Source organism: Streptomyces sp. NPDC058308 (assembly GCF_042880275.1).
GTDB lineage: Bacteria > Actinomycetota > Actinomycetes > Streptomycetales > Streptomycetaceae > Streptomyces.
Genome location: NZ_JBHVZA010000011.1, coordinates 76,416 through 100,466, shown reverse-complemented (window position 1 = coordinate 100,466; position 24,051 = coordinate 76,416). Strand labels below are relative to the sequence as shown.

Sequence of the window (24,051 nt, the reverse complement as noted above, 5' to 3'; positions counted from 1 at the left end):
CCGCACCCCGTGCGACCCGGCAGTTCATGACCGCGTAACACGCACGACCTCTTCGTCACTGCGGCGAAACACCGAGGGGCGCCCGCCGAAACCGCGCTGCGCCAATGTCTGGCGCACGACCGGCCCACAGCCCCGCGCTCCCCGAGCAGGGGCCCCTCGGCACCCCACACGCCTCGCCCGCACGGGCCGCATACGAGACGAGGAGACGCCGATGCCCCCAGGCATCACGATCGCCGCAGACGCCCCCGAGCTGTCTGCCGCCAACACCGGGTTCATGCTCATCTGTTCCGCTCTGGTGATGCTCATGACGCCGGGACTCGCCTTCTTCTACGGAGGCATGGTCCGCGTCAAGAGCACCCTGAACATGCTGATGATGAGCTTCATCAGCCTGGGGATCGTCACCATCCTCTGGGTGCTGTACGGCTTCTCCGTCGCGTTCGGCAGCGACCACGGCAGTCTCTTCGGCTGGGAGGGTGACTACGTAGGCCTCAGTGGTCTCGGCATCAACCAGCTCTGGGACGGCTACACCATCCCGGTCTACGTCTTCGCCGTCTTCCAGCTGATGTTCGCGATCATCACCCCCGCACTGATCAGCGGCGCCCTCGCGGACCGCGTGAAGTTCACGGCCTGGGCGCTGTTCATCACGCTGTGGGCCACCGTCGTGTACTTCCCCGTCGCGCACTGGGTGTGGGGCACCGGCGGCTGGGCCTTCGAACTCGGTGTCATCGACTTCGCGGGCGGCACCGCCGTGCACATCAACGCCGGAGCCGCGGCGCTCGGCGTGATCCTCGTCATCGGCAAGCGCGTCGGCTTCAAGAAGGACCCGATGCGGCCGCACTCGCTGCCGCTGGTAATGCTCGGAGCGGCCCTCCTGTGGTTCGGCTGGTTCGGCTTCAACGCCGGATCGTGGCTCGGCAACGACGACGGCGTCGGCGCGCTCATGTTCGTCAACACCCAGGTCGCCACCGCCGCCGCCATGCTCGCCTGGCTCATCTACGAGAAGCTCCGCCACGGCGCGTTCACCACGCTGGGCGCGGCCTCCGGCGCCGTCGCAGGCCTCGTCGCCATCACCCCGTCGGGCGGCTCCTGCTCGCCGCTCGGTGCCATCGCCATCGGTGCCATCGCCGGTCTGCTGTGCGCCATGGCCGTCGGGCTCAAGTTCAGGTTCGGGTACGACGACTCCCTGGACGTCGTCGGCGTCCACCTGGTCGGCGGCATCGCGGGATCGGTCCTCGTCGGCTTCTTCGCCACCGGCGGCGGCCAGTCCAAGGCCCAGGGCCTCTTCTACGGCGGCGGCCTCGACCAGTTGTGGAAGCAGCTCGCGGGTGTCGGCGCCGTCCTCGCGTACTCCCTGATCGCCTCCGCGGTTCTCGCCCTCCTCGTCGACAAGACGATCGGGATGCGGGTCGACGAGGACGACGAGGTCGCGGGCATCGACCAGGTGGAACACGCCGAGACCGCGTACGACTTCAGCGGGGCGGGCGGCGGCACGGCCGCGCGTACCGGGCTCCCCACCCCGCTCATGGGCGGCGCGGGTGCTCCTGTCCAGAAGAAGAACAAGAAGGTGGACGCATGAAGCTCATCACCGCGGTCGTCAAGCCGCACCGGCTCGACGAGATCAAGGAAGCGCTGCAGGCCTTCGGCGTCCAGGGCCTGACCGTCACCGAGGCCAGCGGCTACGGACGGCAGCGCGGACACACCGAGGTCTACCGGGGTGCCGAGTACACGGTGGATCTCGTGCCGAAGATTCGCATCGAGGTCCTCGTCGAGGACGGCGACGCCGAACAACTCCTCGAAGTCGTCGTGAAGGCCGCCCGTACCGGCAAGATCGGGGACGGCAAGGTCTGGAGCGTCCCGGTCGACACGGCTGTCCGGGTGCGCACCGGGGAGCGGGGGCCCGACGCGCTGTGAGGCGTGAGGTGTGAGGTGTCGGCGGGAGGCGTGGGGCGCGGGGTGCGGGGTGCGAGGCGTGATGCAGGGAACTGAGCGGGACTGAACAGGAGCTGCTGGGTGACGAGTGTGGACGTAGAGACCGAAGCGACAACCGAAGACTCCGGACCCAGCGGCTACGCGGCGGCCCGGCTGCGGCTCCTCCACGAGGAGTCGCGGTCCGGGCCGCCGCGCCGTTCCGCCCTGGCCGAGCTGACGGACGACTGGCTGGCCGGGCTCTTCCGGGCCGGGTCCTCCCCGGCCGGCCGGGTGCCCAGGGGCGCCGCGCTGGTCGCCGTGGGCGGCTACGGGCGGGGCGAGCTGTCGCCCCGCAGCGACCTGGACCTGCTCCTCCTGCACGACGGGAACGCCGACGGGCGCGACCTCGCCGCGCTCGCCGACCGCCTCTGGTACCCCGTATGGGACCTCGGGCTAGCCCTCGACCACTCCGTGCGGACACCCGAGCAAGCGCGCAGGACGGCCGGCGAGGACCTCAAGGTGCACCTCGGGCTCCTCGACGCCCGCCACGTCGCGGGCGACCCGGGACTGACCGCCGCGCTGCGCACGTCCGTGCTCGCCGACTGGCGCAACCAGGCGGTGAAGCGGCTGCCCGAACTGCGCGAGCTGTGCGAGGAACGGGCCGAACGGCAGGGCGAGTTGAGCTATCTGCTCGAACCCGACCTGAAGGAGGCGAGGGGCGGCCTGCGCGACGCGACCGCGCTGCGGGCGGTCGCCGCGTCGTGGCTCGCGGACGCGCCCCGCGAGGGGCTCGCCGACGCCCGCAGGCAACTCCTCGACGTGCGCGACGCACTGCATCTGACGACCGGCCGTGCCACCGACAGGCTCGCACTCCAGGAGCAGGACCAGGTCGCTGCCGAACTGGGCCTGCTGGACGCGGACACCCTGCTGCGGCAGGTGTACGAGGCCGCCCGCGTCGTCTCGTACGCCAGCGATGTCACCTGGCGCGAGGTCGGGCGCGTGCTGCGGGCGCGGGCCGGGCGGCCGAGGCTGCGCACGCTGCTCGGCGGCGGCCGGGGGGCCGTCGCCGAGCGGTCGCCGCTGGCCGAAGGGGTCGTGGAACAGGACGGCGAGGCCGTGCTCGCCCGCGCCGCCCGGCCCGAACGGGACCCGGTCCTGCCGCTGCGGGCCGCCGCGGCCGCGGCGCAGGCAGGCCTCCCCTTGTCGCTGCACGCCGTGCGCCGCCTCGCCGCGGCGGCGCGCCCCCTGCCCACACCGTGGCCCGCCGAGGCGCGCGAGCAGCTCGTGACGCTGCTCGGCGCGGGGCGGCCGACGGTCGAGGTGTGGGAGGCGCTGGAGGCCGAGGGCCTCATCACGCGGATGCTGCCGGACTGGGAGCGGGTGCGGTGCCGGCCGCAGCGCAACGCCGTCCACACCTGGACGGTCGACCGGCACCTGGTGGAGACGGCGGTGCGGGCCGCCGAGCTCACCCGGCGGGTGGGACGGCCCGACCTGCTCCTCGTGGCCGCGCTGCTGCACGACATCGGCAAGGGGTGGCCGGGGGACCACTCCGCGGCCGGGGAGATCATCGCCAGGGACGTCGCCGCGCGGATCGGCTTCGACGGGGGCGACGTGGCGGTCGTCGCCTGCCTGGTGCGCCACCACCTGCTCCTCGTGGAGACCGCCACCCGGCGTGACCTCGACGATCCCGCGACGGTACGGGGGGTCGCCGAGGCGGTGGGTTCGGTGGGGACGCTGGAACTGCTGCACGCGCTGACCGAGGCGGACGCGTTGGCCACCGGTCCGGCGGCCTGGTCGGCGTGGCGCGGGGCACTGGTCGCCGACCTGGTGCGGCGGGTCGCCGCGCTGCTGTCCGGGGACGAACCCGCGCAGGCCGAGGACGCGGCGCCGACGGCCGAGCAGGAGCGGCTCGCGATGGAGGCGTTCCGTACGGGTGGACCGGTCCTCGCGCTCCGGGCGCGGGTGGAGGGCGCGCCGGAGGCCGCCGGGTCCGAGGAGGAGGCCGAGCCGCTCGGCGTCGAGCTGGTGGTCGCCGTGCCGGACCAGCCGGGAGTGCTGTCCGCGGTGGCCGGGGTGCTCGCGCTGCACCGGCTCGCGGTGCGGACCGCGGAGCTGCGGGAGGTGACGCTGCCGTCGGGCGTCGAGTCGTCCTCGGTGCTGCTGCTCAGCTGGCGGGTGGCGGCGGAGTACGGCTCGATGCCGCAGGCGGCGCGGTTGCGGGCCGATCTGGTCCGGGCCCTTGACGGCTCCCTGGACATCGAGGCGCGGCTCGCGGAACGGGAGGCGGCGTACCCGCGCCGCCGCGGCACGGTGGCACCGCCGGCCCGGGTGACGGTGGCCCCGGCGGGTTCGCGGCTCGCGACGGTGATCGAGGTGCGGGCCCAGGACGCGCCGGGCCTGCTGCGCCGGATCGGGCGGGCGCTGGAGGACGCTGGGGTGGTGGTGCGCAGTGCGCATGTGTCGACGCTGGGGGCGAACGCGGTGGACGCGTTCTATGTGACGGGGGCGGACGGAGTTCCTCTGGAGGGGGAGCGGGCGGCGGGAGTGGCCCGGGAGGTGGAGGGGGTCTTGCGGGGCTGAGCGCGGGCCAGGGGCGGCCGCGGCCCGGTGGCGCTCGCCCCCGCTCGCGAAGGAAGAGCCGCCCGGAGCCCCGGGCACCCGCGGTCGACCGATAGTCTGGAAGGCGACCTGTCCCCCTTCCCCCGACCCGAGGATTCGCGACCGCCGTGTTCGATACTCTCTCCGACCGCCTCGCAGCGACATTCAAGAACCTCCGGGGCAAGGGCCGCCTGTCCGAGGCGGACATCGACGCCACGGCGCGCGAGATCCGCATCGCCCTGCTCGAGGCGGACGTGGCCCTGCCCGTCGTCCGTGCGTTCATCAAGCAGGTCAAGGAGCGTGCGGCCGGTGCCGAGGTCTCCCAGGCCCTCAACCCCGCCCAGCAGGTCATCAAGATCGTCAACGAGGAGCTCGTCGGCATCCTCGGCGGCGAGACGAGGCGCCTGCGGTTCGCCAAGACGGGCCCGACCGTCATCATGCTCGCGGGTCTGCAGGGTGCCGGTAAGACGACCCTCGCGGGCAAGCTCGGTCTCTGGCTGAAGGGGCAGGGCCACGCGCCGCTGCTCGTCGCCTGTGACCTCCAGCGCCCCAACGCCGTCAACCAGCTGAGCGTGGTCGCGGAGCGCGCCGGCGTCGGCGTCTACGCCCCCGAGCCGGGCAACGGCGTCGGTGACCCGGTGCAGGTCGCCAAGGACTCGATCGAGTTCGCCAAGACGAAGCAGTACGACGTCGTCATCGTCGACACCGCCGGCCGCCTCGGTATCGACCAGGAGCTGATGCAGCAGGCCGCGGACATCCGCGACGCCGTCAGCCCGGACGAGGTCCTCTTCGTCGTCGACGCCATGATCGGTCAGGACGCCGTCAACACGGCGGAGTCCTTCCGCGACGGCGTCGGCTTCGACGGCGTCGTCCTGTCGAAGCTCGACGGTGACGCCCGTGGTGGCGCCGCCCTGTCGATCGCCCAGGTCACAGGGCGCCAGATCATGTTCGCCTCGAACGGCGAGAAGCTGGACGACTTCGACGCGTTCCACCCGGACCGCATGGCGTCCCGCATCCTCGGCATGGGCGACATGCTCACGCTGATCGAGAAGGCCGAGCAGACCTTCTCGCAGCAAGAGGCCGAGAAGATGGCCTCGAAGCTGGCCTCCAAGAAGGGCCAGGACTTCACCCTCGACGACTTCCTGGCCCAGATGGAGCAGGTCAGGAAGATGGGCAGCATCAGCAAGCTGCTCGGGATGATGCCCGGGATGGGGCAGATCAAGGACCAGATCAACAATCTGGACGAGCGGGACGTGGACCGTACCGCCGCCATCATCAAGTCGATGACGCCCGCCGAGCGTCAGGAGCCGACGATCCTCAACGGCTCGCGCCGGGCCCGTATCGCCAAGGGTTCCGGTGTCGACGTCAGCGCGGTGAAGAACCTCGTCGAGCGGTTCTTCGAGGCGCGGAAGATGATGTCCCGCATGGCCCAGGGCGGCGGCATGCCGGGTATGCCGGGGATGCCGGGCATGGGTGGCGGCCCGGGCAAGCAGAAGAAGAAGCAGAAGCAGGCCAAGGGCAAGCGCAAGTCGGGCAACCCGATGAAGCGCAAGCAGGAGGAGCAGGAGGCCGCCGCGCGCCGCGAGGCGGCGGGCCAGGCCGGCGGCGCCTTCGGCCTGCCGGGCGGCCAGGCAGGCCAGGACTTCGAGCTCCCCGACGAGTTCAAGAAGTTCATGGGCTGACGTCCGGCGAGCGGCCGGAGCCGCCCGCCGATCACGGACTGTTCCGTCTCGTACGTCACCGGGGCGCCCCTCTACGGAGGGGCGCCCTCGGCGTTTCCCAGGGGATGCGGAGCGGGTGCCCGGGCCTCTTTTCTGACGTAACGTCCGGATATGAGCAACCCTGTGCCGCCGCGCCAGGCGCCCGATCAGCCGTGGCGCTCCGAGGGCGCCCCGCCGCCCGCACCCACGCCGCCGCCGAAGAAGAAGATGCCGGGCGGCTGGGGAGGCCTGATCCTCACGGCTCTGATCGTGTATCTCATCGCCAACCTCGTCCTGTCCTTCTTCAACGACGGCGACGAGCCGACGATCTCGTACACCGAATTCAGCAAGCAGGTCGACGACGGCAACGTCTCGAAGATCTACTCCAAGGGCGACGCGATCCAGGGGCAGCTCAAGAAGGAGCAGTCCAAGCCGGACGGCGACAAGGGAAAGTACACCAAGTTCACGACGCAGCGCCCCGCCTTCGCCGACGACAAGCTCTGGGACGACCTGACCAAGCACGACGTCACGGTCACCGCCGAGCCTGTGGTGCAGGAGCGCAGCTTCCTCTCCAACCTCCTGATCTCGCTCGCCCCGATGCTGCTGCTCGTGGTGCTGTGGATCTTCATCGCCCGGCGCATGAGCGCCGGGATGGGTGGCGGGGGCGGCATGCTCGGGCGCAAGACGCCGCCCAAGCCGGTCGAGCTGGAGCCCGGGGCGAAGCGGACCACCTTCGAGGACGTGGCGGGGATCGACGAGGTCGAGGGCGAACTCAACGACGTCGTCGACTTCCTGAAGAACCCCGACGTCTACCGCAGGATGGGCGCCAAGATGCCGCGCGGCGTGCTGCTCGCGGGGCCGCCGGGCACCGGCAAGACGCTGCTCGCGCGCGCCGTCGCGGGCGAGGCGGGCGTGCCCTTCTTCTCCGCCTCGGCCTCGGGATTCATCGAGATGATCGTGGGCGTGGGCGCCTCGCGCGTACGGGAACTCTTCGCCGAGGCCCGCAAGGTCGCCCCGTCGATCATCTTCATCGACGAGATCGACACCATCGGACGCGCCCGGGGCGGTGGCAGCGGGATGGGCGGGCACGACGAGCGCGAGCAGACGCTGAACCAGATCCTCACCGAGATGGATGGTTTCTCCGGCGCGGAAGGCGTCATCGTGCTCGCCGCCACCAACCGTGCCGACGTCCTCGACTCCGCCCTCACCCGGCCAGGCCGCTTCGACCGCGTCGTCAACGTCTCGCCGCCCGACCGCGGCGGACGCGAGGCCATCCTCAAGATCCACACGAGGTCCATCCCGCTGGCCGACGACGTCGACCTCGCCCAGGTCGCCCGTACGACACCGGGCATGACCGGCGCCGAACTCGCCAACCTCGCCAACGAAGCCGCCCTCGTCGCCGTCAAGCGCAAGCAGCAGGCGGTCACGCAGTCCGACCTCTCCGAAGCCATGGAGAAGGTGCAGCTCGGCGCCGAGCGGCCGCTCGTGATGCCGGAGGAGGAGCGCAGGCGCACCGCGTACCACGAGAGCGGCCACGCCCTGCTCGGCATGCTGCAGCCCGGCGCCGACCCGGTCCGCAAGATCACCATCGTGCCGCGCGGGCGCGCGCTGGGCGTGACGCTCTCGACCCCGGACTCCGACAAGTACGCCTACACCGAGGAGTACCTCCGGGGCCGCATCACCGGCGCCCTGGGCGGCATGGCCGCCGAACACGTCGTCTACGGAGTCATCACGACAGGCGCGGAGAACGACCTGGAGCAGGTCACCAACATCGCGCGCGGCATGGTCGGCCGCTGGGGCATGAGCGAACTGGTGGGCCGCCTCTCGGCCCTGCCGAACGACGCCCAGCAGGCGTACGGGCTCGCGGCCGCCCCCGGAACCCTCGACACGATCGACACGGAGATGCGGCGGATCGTCGACGAGTGCTACGAGAGCGCCTGTCGGCAGCTGCGCGAGCACCGGGGCCAACTGGACGCACTGGCCACGGCGTTGCTGGAGAACGAGACGCTGGAGGAGGCGCAGGCGTACCGGGTGGCGGGTATCACGCGGACGGCCAAGGAGTCCGCCACGTAACCGGGGATCTCTGGTGAGGGCCTACGGAAGAGGGCACGTGACCGCTGAAGAGGGCACGAGACCGCTACGGAGTGCGTGCGATCAGATAGCGGAAGACGTTCGGCATCCACACCGTCCCGTCCCCGCGCCGATGCGGATGCAGCGCCTCCGTCAGCTCCTTGTCGACCTGCGCCTGGTCCGTCGCGCCCACCGCCGCGTCGAACAGCCCCGTGGAGAGCAGCCCGCGGACCGCGCTCTCCACGTCCGCGTACCCGAAGGGGCACGCCACCCGGCCCGAGCCGTCGGGTTTGAGGCCGGCCCGGTGGGCGACTTTCTCCAGGTCGTCCCGGAGCGCGGGGCGCCAGCTGCCCGTGGACCGAAGAGGCTCGGCGAGCTTCGTCGCCACCCGCAGGACGGAGGAGGTCGCGCACCGCTCCGGAGGGCCCCAGCCGGCGAGCACCACCGGGCTGCCGCGCCGGGCGAGCGGCGCCGCCACCTCCAGGAGCTCGGACAGCCCTTCGGAGTCGCCCGCCATGCAGCCGATGGGTTGCATGGCGGTGACGAGGTTGTACGCGGGCAGGTCCGGGTCCACCGCGTCCGCAGGGCCGCCTTCCACGAGGCGGGTGTCCGCACGCGTGCGTGCGTGCGGTGCGCCGTCCGGGAGGAGGCGTCCTCGCGCCAGAGCGAGACGTTCGGGTTGCGCCGGGTCGAGGCCGGTGACCGCGGCGCCGCGTGAGACCGCCATCAGCAGAGCGAGTCCGGAGCCGCAGCCGAGGCCGAGGAGCCGGGTGCCTCCGCCCACTTCGAGCCGTTCGTACACCGCTTCATAGAGCGGGACCAGCATCCGTTCCTGGATCTCCGCCCAGTCACGCGCGCGTGCACACAGATCCACACGGGGCGAAGCGCCCGTGCGGGGGAGGTGCGACTGCACGAGTGTTGGTGTCATCGAAAGCGCCCCAATCCAACGAGAGTTAAGTGCCGTGCCGGAATTCAACGGTTCGTCCGCCCCCGTGCAGTGCGCTCGCACTCCCCCCGTATGCCAGAGAACTCCGCATCCGTCGTGGAGTCCAGGGGTTGTGTGGCAATGCTTGCGTGCCACCGTTGTGCGCCCCCTGAGGGGCGGAGATCCACGCCCCGGCAGCCCCGCCCCCACCATGCGCGCCGGGCGTCGGGGCGCATGGTGGGGGCAAGGACAGGCTCTGAGGGCGGGGCGGTGCCGGACGCCGATGAGACCCCGGGTAACGTCACTGTCGTGGCCCGCCTTCGGCCGAGCGACACCGAGCGACACCGAGCAACACGGCCTGCCCCTGCCGAGGGAACTGAGAGATGCGGCTCCGGTATCAGCGCATCCGCCCCCGGCCCGCGCTCCCGCCCGTGCGACACGAGACCCGGCGCGAGGACATGGTCTACGCGCCGGGGCGTACGCGCCACTACGTACCGGCTTGGTGTGAGCTGTGAGGCTTCTCCGCAGATCAGCGCACCCGCCCTCGTCCGGACGCATCAATGGCAACTGACGGGTACGTGCAAATTATTTGGGATGCCCCGGAATGGAACCCCCAGGGCACTCGGCTCGTTGTCACGACGTGAGCACGACACCACCTGTTCTCGCCGCAGAGCTGGCACAGGCGTGGGCCGACATTCAGCGGCACCACCCCGAGCTGCCCGACCTTGCCGCGCCCGAATCCCTGATCGGAGAGTCGTCGTCCGCCTGCGGCGCCGAGCTCTCCTTCGAGCGACTGCTTCACGAGGCAGTCCATGGCATCGCCGCCTCGCGCGGTGTACGCGACACTTCACGTGCCGGCCGATATCACAACCGCAGATTCCTCGCGATCGCCGAGGAGCTGGGTCTGGATCACTCCGAGGAGCCACATCCCAGCAGCGGCTTCTCCCTGGTCACGCTCAATCCGGAGGCGAAGAAGCGCTATCGCCCGACGATCGACCGCCTGCAGCGCGCACTGAAGGCGCACACCGCAGCGACGACGGCGGACACCGCGCGCAGCTTCCGGGGACCGGCCGCCCGGCACGGTTCCTCCGGAGGCGGCGTGCGCGTGAAGGCGGTCTGCGACTGCGGGCGCAACGTCCGCGTGGTGCCTTCCGTACTCGCCCAGGCGCCGATCATGTGCGGCGGCTGTGGAAAGCCGTTCCGCATCCCGGAAGCGGTCAGTGTGGGCGTGGGCTGAGCTGGAGCGGGGCGTCCGGCCCGGATTCGGGCGCCCCGGCGACGTATGGCACAATGGCTAGCTGTACTCGACAGTCGCACAGGACCCCTCTCTCCTCCGGCTGACGCGTCCATCGGGCACTCGAGTACCGCAACCCCACGCGGCATCACTGTTGTGCCCACCCACGTCAAGACCAGGAGACACCACTCCCGTGGCAGTCAAGATCAAGCTGAAGCGTCTGGGCAAGATCCGTTCGCCTCACTACCGCATCGTCGTCGCCGACTCCCGTACCCGCCGTGACGGCCGGGCCATCGAGGAGATCGGTCTGTACCACCCGGTGCAGAACCCCTCGCGCATCGAGGTCAACTCGGAGCGTGCCCAGTACTGGCTGTCCGTCGGCGCCCAGCCGACCGAGCCGGTCATGGCGATCCTCAAGCTCACCGGCGACTGGCAGAAGCACAAGGGTCTGCCCGCCCCGGCGCCGCTGAAGGTTGCCGAGCCCAAGGACAAGCGCGCTGCGTTCGAGGCCTTCACCAAGGGTCTCGAGGGCGACGACGCCAAGGGTGAGGCCATCACCCAGAAGGCCAAGAAGTCTGACAAGAAGGCGGACGAGGCCGAGGCCGCGTCCACCGAGTCGACCGAGGCCTGAGCATGCTCGAGGAGGCTCTCGAGCACCTCGTGAAGGGCATTGTCGACAACCCCGACGACGTGCAGGTGGCCTCGCGCAACCTGCGCCGCGGGCGCGTCCTCGAAGTCCGGGTCCACCCTGACGACCTCGGCAAGGTGATCGGCCGCAACGGCCGCACCGCACGCGCTCTGCGCACGGTCGTGGGCGCCATCGGTGGCCGCGGTGTCCGCGTCGACCTCGTCGACGTGGACCAGGTTCGCTGAACCGGGTTCGTAGAACCACAGCAGCACCGGCTCGGGCCGGGGAGGGCTCAAGGGCCTTCCCCGGCCCGTAGTCGTGGATGAGGAGAAACGCAGTGCAGTTGGTAGTCGCCCGCATCGGCCGTGCCCACGGCATCAAGGGTGAGGTAACCGTCGAGGTCCGCACCGACGAGCCGGAGCTGCGGCTCGGCCCCGGCGCCGTCCTCGCCACCGACCCCGCCGCCACCGGCCCGCTGACGATCGAGTCCGGCCGGGTGCACAGCGGCCGTCTGCTGCTGCGCTTCGAGGGCGTGCGCGACCGCACGGCGGCCGAAGCGCTGCGCAACACGATCCTGATCGCCGAGGTGGACCCCGAAGAGCTCCCCGAGGAAGAGGACGAGTTCTACGACCACCAGCTCATGGACCTCGACGTCGTCCTGGAGGACGGCACCGAGGTCGGCCGGATCACGGAGATCTCGCACCTGCCCTCGCAGGACCTGTTCATCGTGGAGCGGCCCGACGGCAGCGAGGTCATGATCCCCTTCGTGGGCGAGATCGTCACCGAGATCGACCTCGAGGAACAGCGCGCGGTCATCGACCCGCCCCCGGGCCTCATCGACGACCGCGCGGAGATCGCCTCCGTCCGGGACGCAGAGGCGGCCCCGGAGAGCGGCGAGGGCGCGGCGTCGGAGGACAAGGCGTAATGCGGCTCGACGTCGTCACGATCTTCCCGGAGTACCTGGAACCCCTGAACGTCTCCCTCGTGGGCAAGGCACGCGCGCGCGGGCAGCTCGACGTCCAGGTGCACGACCTCAGGGAGTGGACGTACGACCGGCACAACACGGTCGACGACACCCCCTACGGCGGCGGCCCCGGCATGGTCATGAAGACCGAGCCCTGGGGCGCGGCCCTCGACGACGTCCTCGCCGAGGGGTACGAGGCAGGGGCCCACGGCCCCGTCCTGGTCGTCCCCACCCCCAGCGGGCGCCCCTTCACCCAGGAACTCGCCGTGGAGCTCTCCGAGCGCCCCTGGCTGGTCTTCACGCCCGCGCGCTACGAGGGCATCGACCGCCGCGTCACGGACGAGTACGCGACCCGCATGCCCGTCTACGAGGTCTCCATCGGCGACTACGTCCTCGCGGGCGGGGAAGCCGCCGTCCTGGTCGTCACGGAGGCCGTGGCGCGGCTGCTGCCCGGCGTCCTCGGCAACGCGGAGTCCCACCAGGACGACTCCTTCGCCCCCGGAGCCATGGCCAACCTCCTGGAAGGCCCCGTCTACACCAAGCCTCCCCAGTGGCGCGGGCACGGCATTCCCGACGTGCTGGTCAGCGGTCACCACGGCAAGATCGCGCGCTGGCGCCGGGACGAGGCGCTGCGGCGCACCACCCGTAACAGGCCCGACCTCATCGAGCGTTGCGACCCCGGGGCCTTCGACAAGAAGGACCGCGAGATGCTCTCGATCCTGGGGTGGCGGCCGGGGCCCGACGGCCGATTTGGGCGAGACCCCCAGGCCGTGGAAGAATAGGCCGCTGCTGTACGTCCAGCGTGCGCCCCTGCCACAGGGGGACCGGCCGAAGTTCTCTCTCCGCGTCAGCGGGAGATGGTCAAGACGCCCGCCCGACGCGATCAGCTACCGAATCCTCATCACCACGTTCCGCTGATGACCTGTGGCATCAGTGAAGAAAGCAGACGATCATGGCTAACCTGCTCGACTCCGTCGACAGCGCTTCGCTGCGCACCGACGTCCCCGCGTTCCGCCCGGGTGACACCGTCAACGTCCACGTCCGCGTCATCGAGGGCAACCGCTCCCGTGTGCAGCAGTTCAAGGGCGTAGTCATCCGTCGCCAGGGTGCCGGCGTGCGCGAGAGCTTCACGGTCCGCAAGGTCTCCTTCTCCGTCGGCGTCGAGCGCACCTTCCCGGTGCACACCCCGATCGTCGAGAAGATCGAGCTCGTCACCCGCGGTGACGTGCGTCGCGCGAAGCTGTACTACCTCCGTGACCTGCGCGGCAAGGCCGCGAAGATCAAGGAGAAGCGCGACAACTGAGCTCGCGCTCGGGTCCACAGCGGGGCCGGATAGCATCTGGCCCCGATGGACACCGAAGCACAGCACACGGAGCGCGACCGCTCCTCCTCATCCTCCGATTCCGGAGACGTCCCGCACGTCGCCGAGGAATCCGGGGAGAGGGAGGAACGGTCGCGCTCCGTTCTTGCGTCCCTGACCGACTGGCTGCCGGGCGGCAGGCTCACCCTGTCCTTCCTGCTGTGCATGGGTCTCCTGCTTGCCGTCAGCACCTTCGCGGTGCAGCCCTTCGAGATCCCGAGCGGCTCCATGGAGCCCGCGTTCCGGTCCGGGGACCGGGTACTCGTCAACAAGTTGGCGTACCGTTTCGGTTCCGAGCCGCAGCGGGGTGACGCGGTCGTCTTCGACGGCAGCGGCTACTTCGGAGACGCCGACTACATCAAGCGGGTCGTGGGCACAGGGGGAGACCGGGTGGTCTGCTGCGACAAGCGGGGGAGGGTCAAGGTGAACGGCGAGCCCGTCGACGAGCCCTACCTGTACCCGGGGGACGTCCCCTCCCAGGTTCCCTTCGACGTCGTCGTCCCCGAGGACAGCCTCTTCCTCCTCGGCGACCACCGCAGTGACTCCCGGGACTCCCGCGACCACCTCGGGGAGCCCGGCGGCGGCATGATCCCCGTCGACGAAGTCATCGGCAGGGCCGACTGGATCGCCTGGCCGGTCGGTCACTGGACGTCCCTGGAGCGGCCCGACGGCTACGCGCGCGTGCCGGACCCGGGAGGCCCGCATGGGTAACCGAGGACGGACGCGTGGCGCAGGCGACGATGCGGACACCCGGCTGCCCACGGGGTCCCGGCCGACCGACGGCCCCGTACTGCCAGGCCGGGCCGATCGCCGCAAGCTCGCGAAGAAGGTGAAGCGGCGCAGGCGACGCTCGGCGATCAAGGAGGTGCCGCTCCTCATAGGCGTGGCCCTGCTGATAGCGCTGGTCCTGAAGACCTTCCTCGTGCAGGCCTTCGTGATCCCCTCGGGGTCCATGGAACAGACGATCCGGATCGGTGACCGGGTCCTGGTCGACAAGCTCACCCCTTGGTTCGGGTCGAAGCCGGACCGCGGCGACGTCGTCGTCTTCAAGGACCCCGGCAACTGGCTCGAAGAGGAACAGGGCAAGAAGAAGGACGACCCGGTGGTCGTCAAGCAGCTCAAGGAGGGCCTGACCCAGATCGGTCTGCTCCCCTCCGACAGCGAGCGGGACCTGATCAAGCGTGTGATCGGCGTCGGCCGCGACACCGTGAAGTGCTGTGACAAGAACGGCAAGGTCACCGTCAACGGCGTCCCCCTGGACGAGCCCTACATCCACCCCGGGGACAAGCCCTCCGCCTTCGCGTTCGAGGTGAAGGTCCCCGAAGGGCGCCTCTTCATGATGGGCGACCACCGGAGCGACTCGGCCGACTCCCGTTTCCACCGCACCGAGAAGTTCCACGGCACCGTCTCCGAGGACGAGGTGGTGGGGCGCGCGATGGTCATCGCCTGGCCCTTCGGCCACTGGCGCAAACTGGAAGAGCCCGCCACGTATGCGTCGGTTCCCGACGCGCGTGCGGCATCGGACACCGCCACAGGTGTGTCGCATAGGGTGGCCACCGACGATCGATATGGATTGATCCGGCTCCCGACCCCTGCGGAACTCCCGCTCGTTATGGGAGTGGTGGGCCTGCATCGCATCTGGGGCAGGCGGCGGCACGGACTGAGGAGTGGATGTGGGGGATTTGGCGGTCGGCGCACGATCCGGACACGAGGGGCCCGAGGAGCGGCCGGAACGATCCGACGAGCCGGGCGTCGAGGGCGTCGAAGGCGGTGCCACCCCCGGGAATGACGTCGCGGAGGGCGACGGCGCGACGCGCGAGCAGGATGGCAAGCGGCAGAAGAAGCCCCGCTCCTTCTGGAAGGAGCTGCCTCTTCTCATCGGCATCGCCCTGGTCCTGGCGCTGGTCATCAAGACCTTCCTGGTCCAGGCGTTCTCGATCCCGTCGGACTCGATGCAGAACACGCTGCAGCAGGGCGACCGCGTCCTCGTCGACAAGCTGACGCCGTGGTTCGGCTCCGAGCCCGAGCGCGGCGAGGTTGTCGTCTTCAGGGACCCGGGCCACTGGCTGGACGGCGAGCCCACGCCCGACCCGAACGCGATCCAGCGGGTCCTCGGCTGGGTCGGCCTGATGCCCTCGGCCGACGAGAAGGACCTCATCAAACGCGTGATCGGCGTCGGCGGCGACACCGTGGAGTGCAAGGGCACCGGCCCGGTGAAGGTCAACGGCAAGGCGCTGAACGAGCCGTACGTCTTCGCGGGGAACACCCCGTGCAGCGTCGACGACCAGGGCGGCCAGTTCAAGGTGACCGTGCCCAAGGGCAAAATCTGGGTCATGGGTGACCACCGGCAGAACTCGCTCGACTCCCGCTACCACCAGAACCAGCCCGGCGGCGGCGCGGTCCCCGTGGACAACGTCGTGGGCCGCGCCATCGTGGTCGCCTGGCCGCCCACCCGCTGGGCCACGCTGCCCAAGCCGGACACCTTCGACCAGCCGGGCATCAACGCGCTCTCCAGCGCGGCGCCTGGCGTCCTCGGTCTCGCGGGCTCGGTGCCGATCGTGCTGTGGCGCAGGCGGCGCCTGACGGTCGCGGCCGCGCAGGGCGCGAGGGTTTCTGGCGGAGGTACCGACAGGTAGGGTGCCGTCCCAGATCGCCGATCTTCCGCCGTCCGTGACTACGGACGGCGGGGTCGTCTCCGAGACGGGGGAGCACCGGGATGAGCAGGACACGTCGTACGGACGAGGGCCGCGGACGGCTCGGCAGCGTGCTGTCGGGCGTCGCCGTGGCCCTCGGCTGTGTGCTCTTCCTCGGAGGGTTCGCCTGGGGCGCCGTCCAGTACCAGCCGTACACCGTCCCCACCGGATCGATGACGCCGACCATCGGCTCGGGGGACCGGGTGCTCGCGCAGCGGATCGACGGTGACGACGTCCGCCGCGGCGACGTCGTCGTCTTCAAGCAGTCGACCTGGGGCGACCTGCCGATGGTCAAGCGCGTCGTCGGCATAGGCGGCGACAAGGTCGCCTGCTGCAAGGACGGCAAGCTGACCGTCAACGGCGAGGAAGTCGCAGAACCGTATCTCCCCGAAGGCCAGGGCGCGGCGGCCACCGGTATCCCGACCACGACGGTCCCTGAGGGGCGGCTCTTCCTGCTCGGCGACGAGCGCAGCGGCTCCCTGGACTCCAGCGTGCACCTGGGCGACGGGGACCACGGTTCGGTGCCGCGCAGCGCCGTGCGGGCGCGGGTCGACGCGGTGGCCTGGCCGATGGACAAGTTCGGCATGCTGGCACGGCCCCAGGGCTTCTCGGACATGCCGGGCGGCATCTCGCAGCCCGGGCCGCTGCGCATGGTGGTGATCGCGATCGTGGTGGGCATGGTGCTCGTCCTTGGCGGTGCGGCGTACGGCCCGGTGGCCAAGCGCCTGGGCCGCGGACGCGGCAGGAACCGTACGCGAGAGGCCGCGAGTGCCGGCTGAGGACACCTCCGCCGAGGGCGCGTCGACCGATATGTCCTCGGCCGAGGAGACCGTGATCGCCGGGGATTGCGGGGCATCGCTTTCGGGGCGGCCGCTGCGCAAGGTGGCGCGGGTGATCCTGCTCGACCCGAGCGACCGCATCCTGCTGCTGCACGGATACGAGCCGGGGGATCCGGCGGACGACTGGTGGTTCACGCCGGGCGGCGGTGTGGAGGGCGACGAGACCCGGGAGCAGGCCGCCCTGCGTGAGCTGCGGGAAGAGACCGGCATCACGGAGGTCGAGCTCGGCCCCGTCCTGTGGCGGCGGGTCTGCGCCTTTCCGTTCGCCGGGCGGCGCTGGGAGCAGGACGAGTGGTACTACCTGGCCCGTACGTCGCAGACGGCGATCGTCGCCGAGGGGCTCACCGACCTGGAAAGACGCAGTGTCGCCGGAGCACGTTGGTGGACGTGCCGAGAACTGACCGAGGCTCATGAGACGGTGTATCCGACCAGGCTCGCCGGGCTGTTTCGCAGACTGCTCGACGAGGGGCCCCCGGATCGGCCCGAGATCCTCGACACGGAAATCGTGTAGCGGTTCGCGGGGCTGACGCACAATAGGGGGACGCACGGCTGAAGGGGAACATGCCATGAGCGCCGAGGACCTCGAGAAGTACGAGACCGAGATGGAGCTGAAGCTCTACCGGGAGTACCGCGATGTCGTCGGTCTGTTCAAATATGTGATCGAGACCGAACGGCGCTTCTACCTCACCAATGACTATGAGATGCAGGTGCATTCGGTCCAGGGTGAGGTCTTTTTTGAGGTGTCCATGGCGGACGCCTGGGTGTGGGACATGTACCGGCCCGCTCGCTTCGTCAAGCAGGTGCGGGTCCTCACGTTCAAGGACGTGAACATCGAGGAGCTCAATAAGAGCGATCTCGAACTGCCGGGCAGCTGAGCGGCGAGCCGGGGCGCGGTGGAGTTAGTTCACTCGCAGGGGTGGCGGAGTTATCCACAACCGGTGAGTTGTGCACCAAGATCCAATAGGTGCGGCCTGACGCGTGACTGTGGGTGCCGGAGGTGGTGCCGACATGAACGCACGGGGAGCGATCGGCAGGTACGGCGAGGATCTGGCCGCGCGGCGGCTGGTCGAGTCGGGGATGACGGTTCTGGAGCGCAACTGGCGCGCGGGCAGAACCGGTGAGATCGACATCGTGGCCATGGACGGTGAGGCCCTGGTCGTCTGCGAGGTCAAGACGCGCAGGGCGGGCCGGGCCGGCACCGCGCCGTTCGAGCATCCGATGGCGGCCGTGGGCCGGACCAAGGCGGAGCGGCTGCGGAGACTGGCCGAGCGCTGGATCGAGGAGCGCGGCGGCCCACCGCCCGGCGGTGTCCGCATCGATCTGATCGGCGTCCTGATCCCCCAGCGCGGCGTCCCCGTGGTCGAGCACGCGCGGGGGGTGGCCTGATGGGTTTCGCGCGTACGTGTTCCGTCGCACTGGTCGGCGTCGAGGGCGTGGTCGTCGAGGTGCAGGCCGATCTGGAGCCGGGTGTCGCGGCGTTCACGCTGGTGGGCCTGCCGGACAAGAGCCTCACCGAGAGCCGCGACCGGGTCAGGGCCGCCGTGGTCAACTCGGGCGGTGAATGGCCCCAGAAGAAGCTCACGGTCGGGCTGAGCCCGGCATCGGTGCCGAAGGGCGGCAGCGGTTTCGATCTCGCGGTGGCCTGCGCCGTCCTCGGGGCGGCCGAGCGGATCGACCCGAAGGTCCTCGCCGACATCGTGATGATCGGTGAGCTGGGCCTCGACGGCCGGGTGCGGCCCGTCCGGGGAGTGCTTCCCGCGGTCCTCGCCGCGGCCGACGCGGGGTATGAGCAGGTGGTCGTCCCGGAGTGCACGGCAGCCGAGGCCTCCCTCGTGCCGGGCGTGTCCGTGCTCGGCGTGCGCAGCCTGCGGCAGCTCATCGCGGTGCTCACCGACGAGCCGGTTCCCATGGAGGAGCCGGACGAGTCGGGCCGGCCCGATCCGATGCTCGCGGGACTCTGCGTCCCCGGCACCGGAATCGGCACAGGCCTCAGCGACGCCCTGGACGACACCCACGGACTGGACCTCGCCGACGTCGTCGGCCAGGGACCGGCCAGGACCGCCGTCGAGGTGGCCGCGGCGGGGGCGCACCACCTCTTCCTGCAGGGGCCGCCGGGCGCCGGAAAGACGATGCTCGCGGAGCGCCTGCCGGCCGTGCTGCCCCGGCTGACCAGGGAGGAGGCCTTGGAGGTCACCGCGGTCCACTCGGTGGCGGGCATGCTGCCCCCGGGAAAGCCGCTGGTGGACATCGCGCCGTACTGCGCACCGCACCACTCCGCGACGATGCAGTCGCTCGTGGGCGGCGGCAAGGGGGTCCCACGGCCAGGGGCGGTGTCCCTCGCTCATCGCGGGGTGCTCTTTCTCGACGAGGCGCCGGAGTTCAGCAGCCGGACCCTGGACTCCCTGCGCCAGCCCCTCGAATCGGGGCATGTGGTGATCGCGCGCAGCGCGGGGGTGGTGCGGCTGCCCGCGAAGTTCCTGATGGTGCTCGCGGCCAACCCCTGCCCGTGCGGCCGGCACACACTGCTGGGTGACGGCTGCGAGTGCCCGCCCGCAGTCATCCGCCGCTATCAGGCTCGTCTCTCGGGCCCGCTGCTCGACCGGATCGACCTGAAGGTCGTGGCGGAACCGGTCACCCGGTCCGAGCTGGCCGGGTACGGCACGCGCGGAGAGTCCACCCAGACCGTCGCCGACCGGGTGCGCGCCGCCCGGGAGCGAGCGGCGGCCAGGCTGACCGGCACCGGCTGGCGGACCAACAGCGAGGTCCCCGGGCACGCGCTGCGCACCCGCTGGCCGGCCGACCCCGGTGCGCTGGACGCGGCCGAACTGGATCTGGAGCGAGGCGTCCTGACCGCCCGCGGCCTGGACCGTGTCCTGCGGGTGGCCTGGACCGTCGCGGACCTCGCGGGTCACGGCAGGCCCACGGCCCAGGACGTCGCGCTGGCGCTGCAACTGCGCACCGGTATCTCACGCGGCGTGCCGATGGCGATCGGAGCGCCGACGTGAGCGCCGCCCCGCCGCCGGAGGACGAACGGCTCGCCCGGGTCGCCCTGACGCGGGTGCTGGAGCCGGGGGACCCGATCGGTGGGCGGTGGCTGCGCGAGGTGGGGTCCTGTGAGGTGCTGCGACGGCTCCGGGAGGAGAAACCGCTGGCGGGGGTGACCGTGCGGCGGTGGGAGGGGCTGCGGGCGCGGGCGGCGAAGGCGCGGCCGGAGCGGGATCTGGAGGTGGCGCGGGGTGTCGGGGGGAGGTTCGTGTGCCCGGGGGACGCGGAGTGGCCGGTGACGCTGGACGACCTGGGGGACGCGCGGCCGGTCGGGCTCTGGGTCCGGGGGCGGCCGTCCCTGCGGATGTGGGCGCTGCGGTCGGTGGCGGTCGTCGGGGCGCGTGCCTGCACGGAGTACGGCGCGCACATGGCGGCCGCACTCGCCGCGGGGCTCGCGGAGCGCGGCTGGGTCGTGATCTCCGGTGGGGCGTACGGGGTGGACGGTGCCGCGCACCGAGGGGCGCTCGGGGCCGGGGGTGCAACCGTGGCCGTGCTGGCCTGCGGGGTCGACCGGCCCTATCCGCGCGGGCACGCCGAGCTGATCGGCCGGATCGCGGAACAGGGTCTGGTCGTCGGCGAGTTACCGCCGGGCGAGCATCCGACGCCGAGCAGGTTCATCCAGCGGAACCGGGTGATCGCGGCGCTGACCAGGGGGACGGTGGTGGTCGAGGCCGCCTACCGCAGCGGGGCGCTCGCCACGGCGCGCAGCGCTCAGGAGTTGGGGCGCTTCGCCATGGGGGTTCCGGGCCCCGCGACCAGCGGCCTCTCCGGCGGGGTGCACGAACTGCTGCGGGGCGACGGCGTCCTGGTGACCGATGCCGCCGAAGTCGTCGAACTGGTCGGCGACATGGGGGAGCTGGCACCGGCCCGGCGCGGCCCCGTCGTACCGCGTGACCTGCTCACTCCCGGAGCCCAGCGCGTGCTGGCCGCCCTGCCCGCACGGGGGTGTGCCGTGGTGCGGGACGTCGCTGTCGGCGCCGGGACGACCGAGGACGACGCGATAGGGCGACTGTACGAGCTTCAGTCGTTGGGGTTCGTCGAACGACACGGCGACGGCTGGCAGTTGACACGCCAGGTGAATCCGCCTGTCTTCGCCGAGGGGGGTGGATCGTGACCGAGCGTGTTCCGCCGGACGGATGACCCCCGACGACCTTGGGAAATCGCGGAGTTGACGGTTCAAGAGCGTCACGCAGAGCAACCGGGGCGACTCCCTGGGGCGCCCAGCGGAACGTATCTGCGCCCGCGCGATCCCCTACTCTTCGCTCACTGCAACACTTCAGTCACGCTACGCTCACAAGGATTCCGGCACGGACAGGCAACCAGACGGACAACCTCATTCATTCCACGCACGCTCCCCATCGCACCGGCGCGAGCGACACCGGCGACTCGACCGGTTCGCGCGCGGCCACCGATCCACGCGACCTCCCCCGTACACGCGACCTCCCCAGTTCAGGTGACCTCCCCGGGTCACGCGACATCACCGGTTCACGGCAGAACGGCTCAAGGCGACGAATGCCCCAGCACACCTCAGGGTCCGACCGGGCAGCGGTTCCCCCCGCCGCTCGTAGCGGCGAGCGGGAGCGGCCTCCCGCGCCGTCGTCGCTGGACGAGCTGTGGCGGTCGTACAAGGAGACGGGCGACGGGCGGCTGCGGGAGCAGCTGATCCTGCACTACTCGCCGCTGGTGAAGTACGTCGCGGGCCGGGTGAGCGTGGGGCTGCCGCCCAATGTCGAGCAGGCCGACTTCGTCTCTTCCGGGGTGTTCGGGCTGATCGACGCGATCGAGAAGTTCGACATCGAGCGGTCCATCAAGTTCGAGACGTACGCGATCACGCGCATCCGCGGGGCGATGATCGACGAACTGCGGGCGCTCGACTGGATCCCCCGGTCCGTGCGGCAGAAGGCGCGCAATGTCGAGCGGGCCTACGCCACGTTGGAGGCGCAGCTGCGGCGGACTCCCTCGGAGGGGGAGGTCGCCGCCGAGATGGGTATCGCGCTGGAGGAACTGCACGCGGTTTTCAGCCAGTTGTCGCTGGCGAACGTGGTGGCCCTCGAGGAGCTGCTGCACGTCGGCGGCGAGGGCGGCGACCGGCTCAGCCTGATGGACACGCTCGAGGACCACGCGGCCGACAACCCGGTGGAGGTCGCCGAGGACCGGGAGCTGCGTCGGCTGCTCGCGCGGGCGATCAACACGCTGCCGGAGCGTGAGAAGACCGTCGTGACGCTCTACTACTACGAAGGGCTCACGCTCGCCGAGATCGGCAATGTGCTCGGGGTGACCGAGAGCCGGGTGAGCCAGATCCACACGAAGTCCGTGCTGCAGCTGCGGGCGAAACTGGCGAGTTTTGGGCGCTGAGCGCGCTGAATCGTCCCTGCCCGAGGGCGTGCGCGCGGGAGCGGCTCCCGCGCGCGGCGTCCCGTCCGTAAAGTGGAGCTGTGCCAAGGATTCGAGCGGCCTCAGTGGCCGAGCACCGGTCGATGCAGCGCGGCGCCCTGCTGGACGCCGCGCGTTCCCTGCTGTCCGAAGGCGGTACGGAGGCGCTGACCTTCCCCGCCCTCGCCGAGCGCACCGGGCTCGCCCGGTCCTCCGTGTACGAGTACTTCCGGTCACGGGCGGCCGTGGTGGAGGAGCTGTGCGAGGTCGACTTCCCCGTCTGGGCGGCGGAGGTGTCGGCGTCGATGGAAGGCGCGGAATCGGCCGAGGGCAAGGTCGAGGCCTATGTGCGGCGACAGCTGGCCCTGGTGGGGGACCGGCGGCACCGGGCCGTGGTCGCCATCTCCGCGAGCGAGCTCGACGCCGGGGCCCGGGAGAAGATCCGCGCCGCGCACGGCGGCCTCATCGCGATGATCGTCGAGGCGCTCGAGGACCTGGGGCACGAGCAGCCCCGCATGGCGGCGATGCTGCTCCAGGGCATCGTGGACGCGGCGGTGCGGCGGATCGAGCTGGGCGCCGCCGAGGAGCCCACCGCCATCACCGAGGCGGCCGTGGCCATGGCTCTGCGTGGTGTGCGGGGCTGAGGTCCTGTTCGGGGCTGAGGTCCGCGGACTGCCCGGGTTCGCCCGTTAGGGCTTTTTGCCGGTCCTCACCCCCTGCCCTCACCTCCGGTCCTCACCTCCGGTGGTCACCGGCAGCAGGCGGGACTGCCCCCGGTGCAGAAGCCATGGGGGCAGCAGGGACAGGGGATCCAGGTAGGTCCGGGCTCTGAGCAGGCCCCAGTGGAGGCAGCTTCCAGGGCAGTGGCCCGTCGGGAGCTCCATGGTGCCGACCACATCGTTGGCCCCCACTTCGTCACCCTTCTTCAGCGACGCCCTCACCGGTTCGTACGTCGTGCGCAGGGGTGGATCGCCGGTGCCGTCCAGTTCCACCGAGACCACGCCTCTGCCTGCCACCCGGCCCGCGAAGGCGATACGGCCCGGTGCCACGGCCCGCACCGCACTGCCCGGCGGCGCGGCGAGGTCCACGCCGCGGTGACCCGCGCCGTACGAGGTCGAGGGCGGGTCCCAGGCACGGACGACTTTGGGGCGGCTGCCCACCGGCCAGGCGTCGGCCAGGGCCGGGGACGGGGACGGGGTCGCGGGCGGGGGCGTGGGCAGAGCGGTTGCGAGCAGGGCTGCCAGCACCGGCAGCAGTAGTTCCAGGCGCATGGGAGAACCGTCCCGCGCCGGGCCCCGCCATGGGGATCATGGTCCGGATCTGTGGATGACCGGGCGGTTGTGGATAACGGCGTCACCCGGTCGTGGACAACGGCGTCACTCGGTCCGTGGACAACGGGGTCACCCGGTCCGTGGACAACGGCATCACCGGTCGGGGACAACGGCTCCCCCGCTCGTGGGGGCTGTCGTGAGGGCCGCGGCCGCCCCGCATACCGCCGTCACCTGGGCATCGACGGCGGCGTCACCGGCCACTCCGTGGGTCCCGTACACTTCTCGTGGCGATCCGGGTCACCGGGTCGACTTCGCACGCCCCGGCACCAGGCCATGAAACAGCCGGTGTCAGCGCCTCTCGGTCCCTCGTGGGCAAGGCGCGGAGCGGGCGTCAGGCGCGAGTGCCGTCCGGCACACGCGGCACAACCGAGATTCTCAAGGAG

Annotated in this window: 24 protein-coding genes; 22 read left to right on the top strand and 2 right to left on the bottom strand. The window is 71.0% G+C overall.

Features of this window, described 5'->3' with window-relative positions:
- Positions 1-211 precede the first annotated feature (211 nt).
- From ACFVYL_RS17200 to ftsH, 5 genes are all read left to right on the top strand, one after another.
- Positions 212-1,576 carry an ammonium transporter gene (locus tag ACFVYL_RS17200; protein WP_389716567.1) on the top strand — a complete coding sequence of 455 codons (1,365 nt, stop codon included), beginning with the start codon at positions 212-214 and terminating at the stop codon, positions 1,574-1,576.
- Positions 1,573-1,911, top strand: coding sequence for a P-II family nitrogen regulator (locus tag ACFVYL_RS17195; RefSeq protein WP_389716565.1), 339 nt, complete (start codon positions 1,573-1,575; stop codon positions 1,909-1,911). The genes ACFVYL_RS17200 and ACFVYL_RS17195 overlap by 4 nt, the downstream gene beginning before the upstream one ends.
- 99 nt (positions 1,912-2,010) lie before the next feature.
- Positions 2,011-4,488 (top strand): [protein-PII] uridylyltransferase, encoded by a 2,478-nt coding sequence (locus ACFVYL_RS17190; RefSeq protein WP_389716563.1) that lies wholly within the window; start codon positions 2,011-2,013, stop codon positions 4,486-4,488.
- Positions 4,489-4,634: 146 nt separating this feature from the next.
- The gene (gene ffh, locus ACFVYL_RS17185; protein ID WP_389716562.1) at positions 4,635-6,188 is read left to right on the top strand and encodes a signal recognition particle protein; all 1,554 of its coding nucleotides are present in this window, start codon (positions 4,635-4,637) and stop codon (positions 6,186-6,188) included.
- Positions 6,189-6,338: 150 nt separating this feature from the next.
- Entirely contained in the window at positions 6,339-8,279 is a 1,941-nt protein-coding gene (ftsH, locus tag ACFVYL_RS17180; RefSeq protein ID WP_389716561.1) for an ATP-dependent zinc metalloprotease FtsH, read from the top strand.
- 64 nt (positions 8,280-8,343) lie between these two features.
- Here ftsH and ACFVYL_RS17175 read toward each other — a convergent pair whose 3' ends face one another.
- Positions 8,344-9,204, bottom strand: coding sequence for an SAM-dependent methyltransferase (locus ACFVYL_RS17175; RefSeq protein ID WP_389716559.1), 861 nt, complete (start codon positions 9,202-9,204; stop codon positions 8,344-8,346).
- Positions 9,205-9,805: 601 nt separating this feature from the next.
- Between ACFVYL_RS17175 and ACFVYL_RS17170 the strand changes: the two genes are divergently transcribed.
- The 17 genes from ACFVYL_RS17170 (at position 9,806) to ACFVYL_RS17090 (ending at position 22,981) form a co-directional block, all read left to right on the top strand.
- Entirely contained in the window at positions 9,806-10,438 is a 633-nt protein-coding gene (locus ACFVYL_RS17170; RefSeq protein WP_389716558.1) for a hypothetical protein, read from the top strand.
- 190 nt (positions 10,439-10,628) lie between these two features.
- Positions 10,629-11,066: a 30S ribosomal protein S16 gene (gene rpsP, locus ACFVYL_RS17165; protein WP_150186450.1), complete on the top strand. Its 438-nt coding sequence runs from the start codon at positions 10,629-10,631 to the stop codon at positions 11,064-11,066.
- 2 nt (positions 11,067-11,068) lie between these two features.
- Complete coding sequence (locus tag ACFVYL_RS17160) at positions 11,069-11,308, top strand: RNA-binding protein (RefSeq protein ID WP_014176063.1); 240 nt, start codon at positions 11,069-11,071, stop codon at positions 11,306-11,308.
- A gap of 92 nt (positions 11,309-11,400) precedes the next feature.
- Positions 11,401-11,988: a ribosome maturation factor RimM gene (rimM, locus tag ACFVYL_RS17155; RefSeq protein WP_389716555.1), complete on the top strand. Its 588-nt coding sequence runs from the start codon at positions 11,401-11,403 to the stop codon at positions 11,986-11,988.
- Entirely contained in the window at positions 11,988-12,809 is an 822-nt protein-coding gene (gene trmD, locus ACFVYL_RS17150) for a tRNA (guanosine(37)-N1)-methyltransferase TrmD (protein ID WP_389716552.1), read from the top strand. Before rimM ends, trmD begins: the two co-directional genes overlap by 1 nt.
- Positions 12,810-12,979: 170 nt before the next feature.
- Entirely contained in the window at positions 12,980-13,330 is a 351-nt protein-coding gene (gene rplS / locus ACFVYL_RS17145) for a 50S ribosomal protein L19 (RefSeq protein WP_389716549.1), read from the top strand.
- A 45-nt stretch (positions 13,331-13,375) separates the two neighbouring features.
- The gene (lepB, locus tag ACFVYL_RS17140; protein ID WP_389716546.1) at positions 13,376-14,098 is read left to right on the top strand and encodes a signal peptidase I; all 723 of its coding nucleotides are present in this window, start codon (positions 13,376-13,378) and stop codon (positions 14,096-14,098) included.
- A complete protein-coding gene (gene lepB, locus ACFVYL_RS17135) occupies positions 14,091-15,176 on the top strand; it encodes a signal peptidase I (RefSeq protein ID WP_389716543.1) in 1,086 nt (361 codons plus the stop codon). Before lepB (ACFVYL_RS17140) ends, lepB (ACFVYL_RS17135) begins: the two co-directional genes overlap by 8 nt.
- On the top strand, positions 15,061-16,023 hold the full coding sequence (lepB, locus tag ACFVYL_RS17130) for a signal peptidase I (protein ID WP_389716540.1): 963 nt from the start codon (positions 15,061-15,063) through the stop codon (positions 16,021-16,023). Before lepB (ACFVYL_RS17135) ends, lepB (ACFVYL_RS17130) begins: the two co-directional genes overlap by 116 nt.
- 80 nt (positions 16,024-16,103) lie before the next feature.
- Positions 16,104-16,859, top strand: a complete 756-nt coding sequence (gene lepB / locus ACFVYL_RS17125) for a signal peptidase I (protein WP_389716537.1) — start codon at positions 16,104-16,106, stop codon at positions 16,857-16,859.
- Positions 16,860-16,890: 31 nt separating this feature from the next.
- The gene (locus ACFVYL_RS17120) at positions 16,891-17,430 is read left to right on the top strand and encodes an NUDIX hydrolase (protein ID WP_389716830.1); all 540 of its coding nucleotides are present in this window, start codon (positions 16,891-16,893) and stop codon (positions 17,428-17,430) included.
- Between the two features lie 55 nt (positions 17,431-17,485).
- Entirely contained in the window at positions 17,486-17,794 is a 309-nt protein-coding gene (locus ACFVYL_RS17115; RefSeq protein WP_005311352.1) for a DUF2469 domain-containing protein, read from the top strand.
- Positions 17,795-17,897: 103 nt separating this feature from the next.
- On the top strand, positions 17,898-18,305 hold the full coding sequence (locus ACFVYL_RS17110; protein ID WP_389716535.1) for a YraN family protein: 408 nt from the start codon (positions 17,898-17,900) through the stop codon (positions 18,303-18,305).
- Positions 18,305-19,924 (top strand): YifB family Mg chelatase-like AAA ATPase, encoded by a 1,620-nt coding sequence (locus tag ACFVYL_RS17105; protein ID WP_389716533.1) that lies wholly within the window; start codon positions 18,305-18,307, stop codon positions 19,922-19,924. Before ACFVYL_RS17110 ends, ACFVYL_RS17105 begins: the two co-directional genes overlap by 1 nt.
- Positions 19,921-21,078: a DNA-processing protein DprA gene (gene dprA / locus ACFVYL_RS17100; RefSeq protein ID WP_389716531.1), complete on the top strand. Its 1,158-nt coding sequence runs from the start codon at positions 19,921-19,923 to the stop codon at positions 21,076-21,078. The genes ACFVYL_RS17105 and dprA overlap by 4 nt, the downstream gene beginning before the upstream one ends.
- Positions 21,079-21,476: 398 nt before the next feature.
- Complete coding sequence (gene whiG, locus ACFVYL_RS17095) at positions 21,477-22,319, top strand: RNA polymerase sigma factor WhiG (RefSeq protein ID WP_361720710.1); 843 nt, start codon at positions 21,477-21,479, stop codon at positions 22,317-22,319.
- A gap of 104 nt (positions 22,320-22,423) precedes the next feature.
- Positions 22,424-22,981 carry a TetR/AcrR family transcriptional regulator gene (locus ACFVYL_RS17090; protein WP_389716529.1) on the top strand — a complete coding sequence of 186 codons (558 nt, stop codon included), beginning with the start codon at positions 22,424-22,426 and terminating at the stop codon, positions 22,979-22,981.
- 78 nt (positions 22,982-23,059) lie between these two features.
- On the opposite strand, the gene ACFVYL_RS17085 is transcribed toward ACFVYL_RS17090, so the two are convergent.
- The gene (locus tag ACFVYL_RS17085; RefSeq protein WP_389716526.1) at positions 23,060-23,608 is read right to left on the bottom strand and encodes a peptidoglycan DD-metalloendopeptidase family protein; all 549 of its coding nucleotides are present in this window, start codon (positions 23,606-23,608) and stop codon (positions 23,060-23,062) included.
- Positions 23,609-24,051: the final 443 nt, after the last annotated feature.

Bases quoted from the DNA above. Each gene is read 5' to 3' on its own strand.
- trmD (WP_389716552.1), top strand. From the start codon at position 11,988: ATGCGGCTCGACGTCGTCACGATCTTCCCGGAGTACCTGGAACCCCTG.
- ACFVYL_RS17175 (WP_389716559.1), bottom strand. From the start codon at position 9,204: ATGACACCAACACTCGTGCAGTCGCACCTCCCCCGCACGGGCGCTTCG.
- ACFVYL_RS17120 (WP_389716830.1), top strand. From the start codon at position 16,891: ATGTCCTCGGCCGAGGAGACCGTGATCGCCGGGGATTGCGGGGCATCG.
- lepB (WP_389716543.1), top strand. From the start codon at position 14,091: ATGGGTAACCGAGGACGGACGCGTGGCGCAGGCGACGATGCGGACACC.
- ACFVYL_RS17160 (WP_014176063.1), top strand. From the start codon at position 11,069: ATGCTCGAGGAGGCTCTCGAGCACCTCGTGAAGGGCATTGTCGACAAC.
- ACFVYL_RS17085 (WP_389716526.1), bottom strand. From the start codon at position 23,608: ATGCGCCTGGAACTACTGCTGCCGGTGCTGGCAGCCCTGCTCGCAACC.
- ACFVYL_RS17170 (WP_389716558.1), top strand. From the start codon at position 9,806: ATGGAACCCCCAGGGCACTCGGCTCGTTGTCACGACGTGAGCACGACA.
- lepB (WP_389716546.1), top strand. From the start codon at position 13,376: ATGGACACCGAAGCACAGCACACGGAGCGCGACCGCTCCTCCTCATCC.
- ftsH (WP_389716561.1), top strand. From the start codon at position 6,339: ATGAGCAACCCTGTGCCGCCGCGCCAGGCGCCCGATCAGCCGTGGCGC.
- ACFVYL_RS17195 (WP_389716565.1), top strand. From the start codon at position 1,573: ATGAAGCTCATCACCGCGGTCGTCAAGCCGCACCGGCTCGACGAGATC.
- rplS (WP_389716549.1), top strand. From the start codon at position 12,980: ATGGCTAACCTGCTCGACTCCGTCGACAGCGCTTCGCTGCGCACCGAC.
- ACFVYL_RS17200 (WP_389716567.1), top strand. From the start codon at position 212: ATGCCCCCAGGCATCACGATCGCCGCAGACGCCCCCGAGCTGTCTGCC.
- lepB (WP_389716537.1), top strand. From the start codon at position 16,104: ATGAGCAGGACACGTCGTACGGACGAGGGCCGCGGACGGCTCGGCAGC.
- ACFVYL_RS17115 (WP_005311352.1), top strand. From the start codon at position 17,486: ATGAGCGCCGAGGACCTCGAGAAGTACGAGACCGAGATGGAGCTGAAG.
- ACFVYL_RS17105 (WP_389716533.1), top strand. From the start codon at position 18,305: ATGGGTTTCGCGCGTACGTGTTCCGTCGCACTGGTCGGCGTCGAGGGC.
- whiG (WP_361720710.1), top strand. From the start codon at position 21,477: ATGCCCCAGCACACCTCAGGGTCCGACCGGGCAGCGGTTCCCCCCGCC.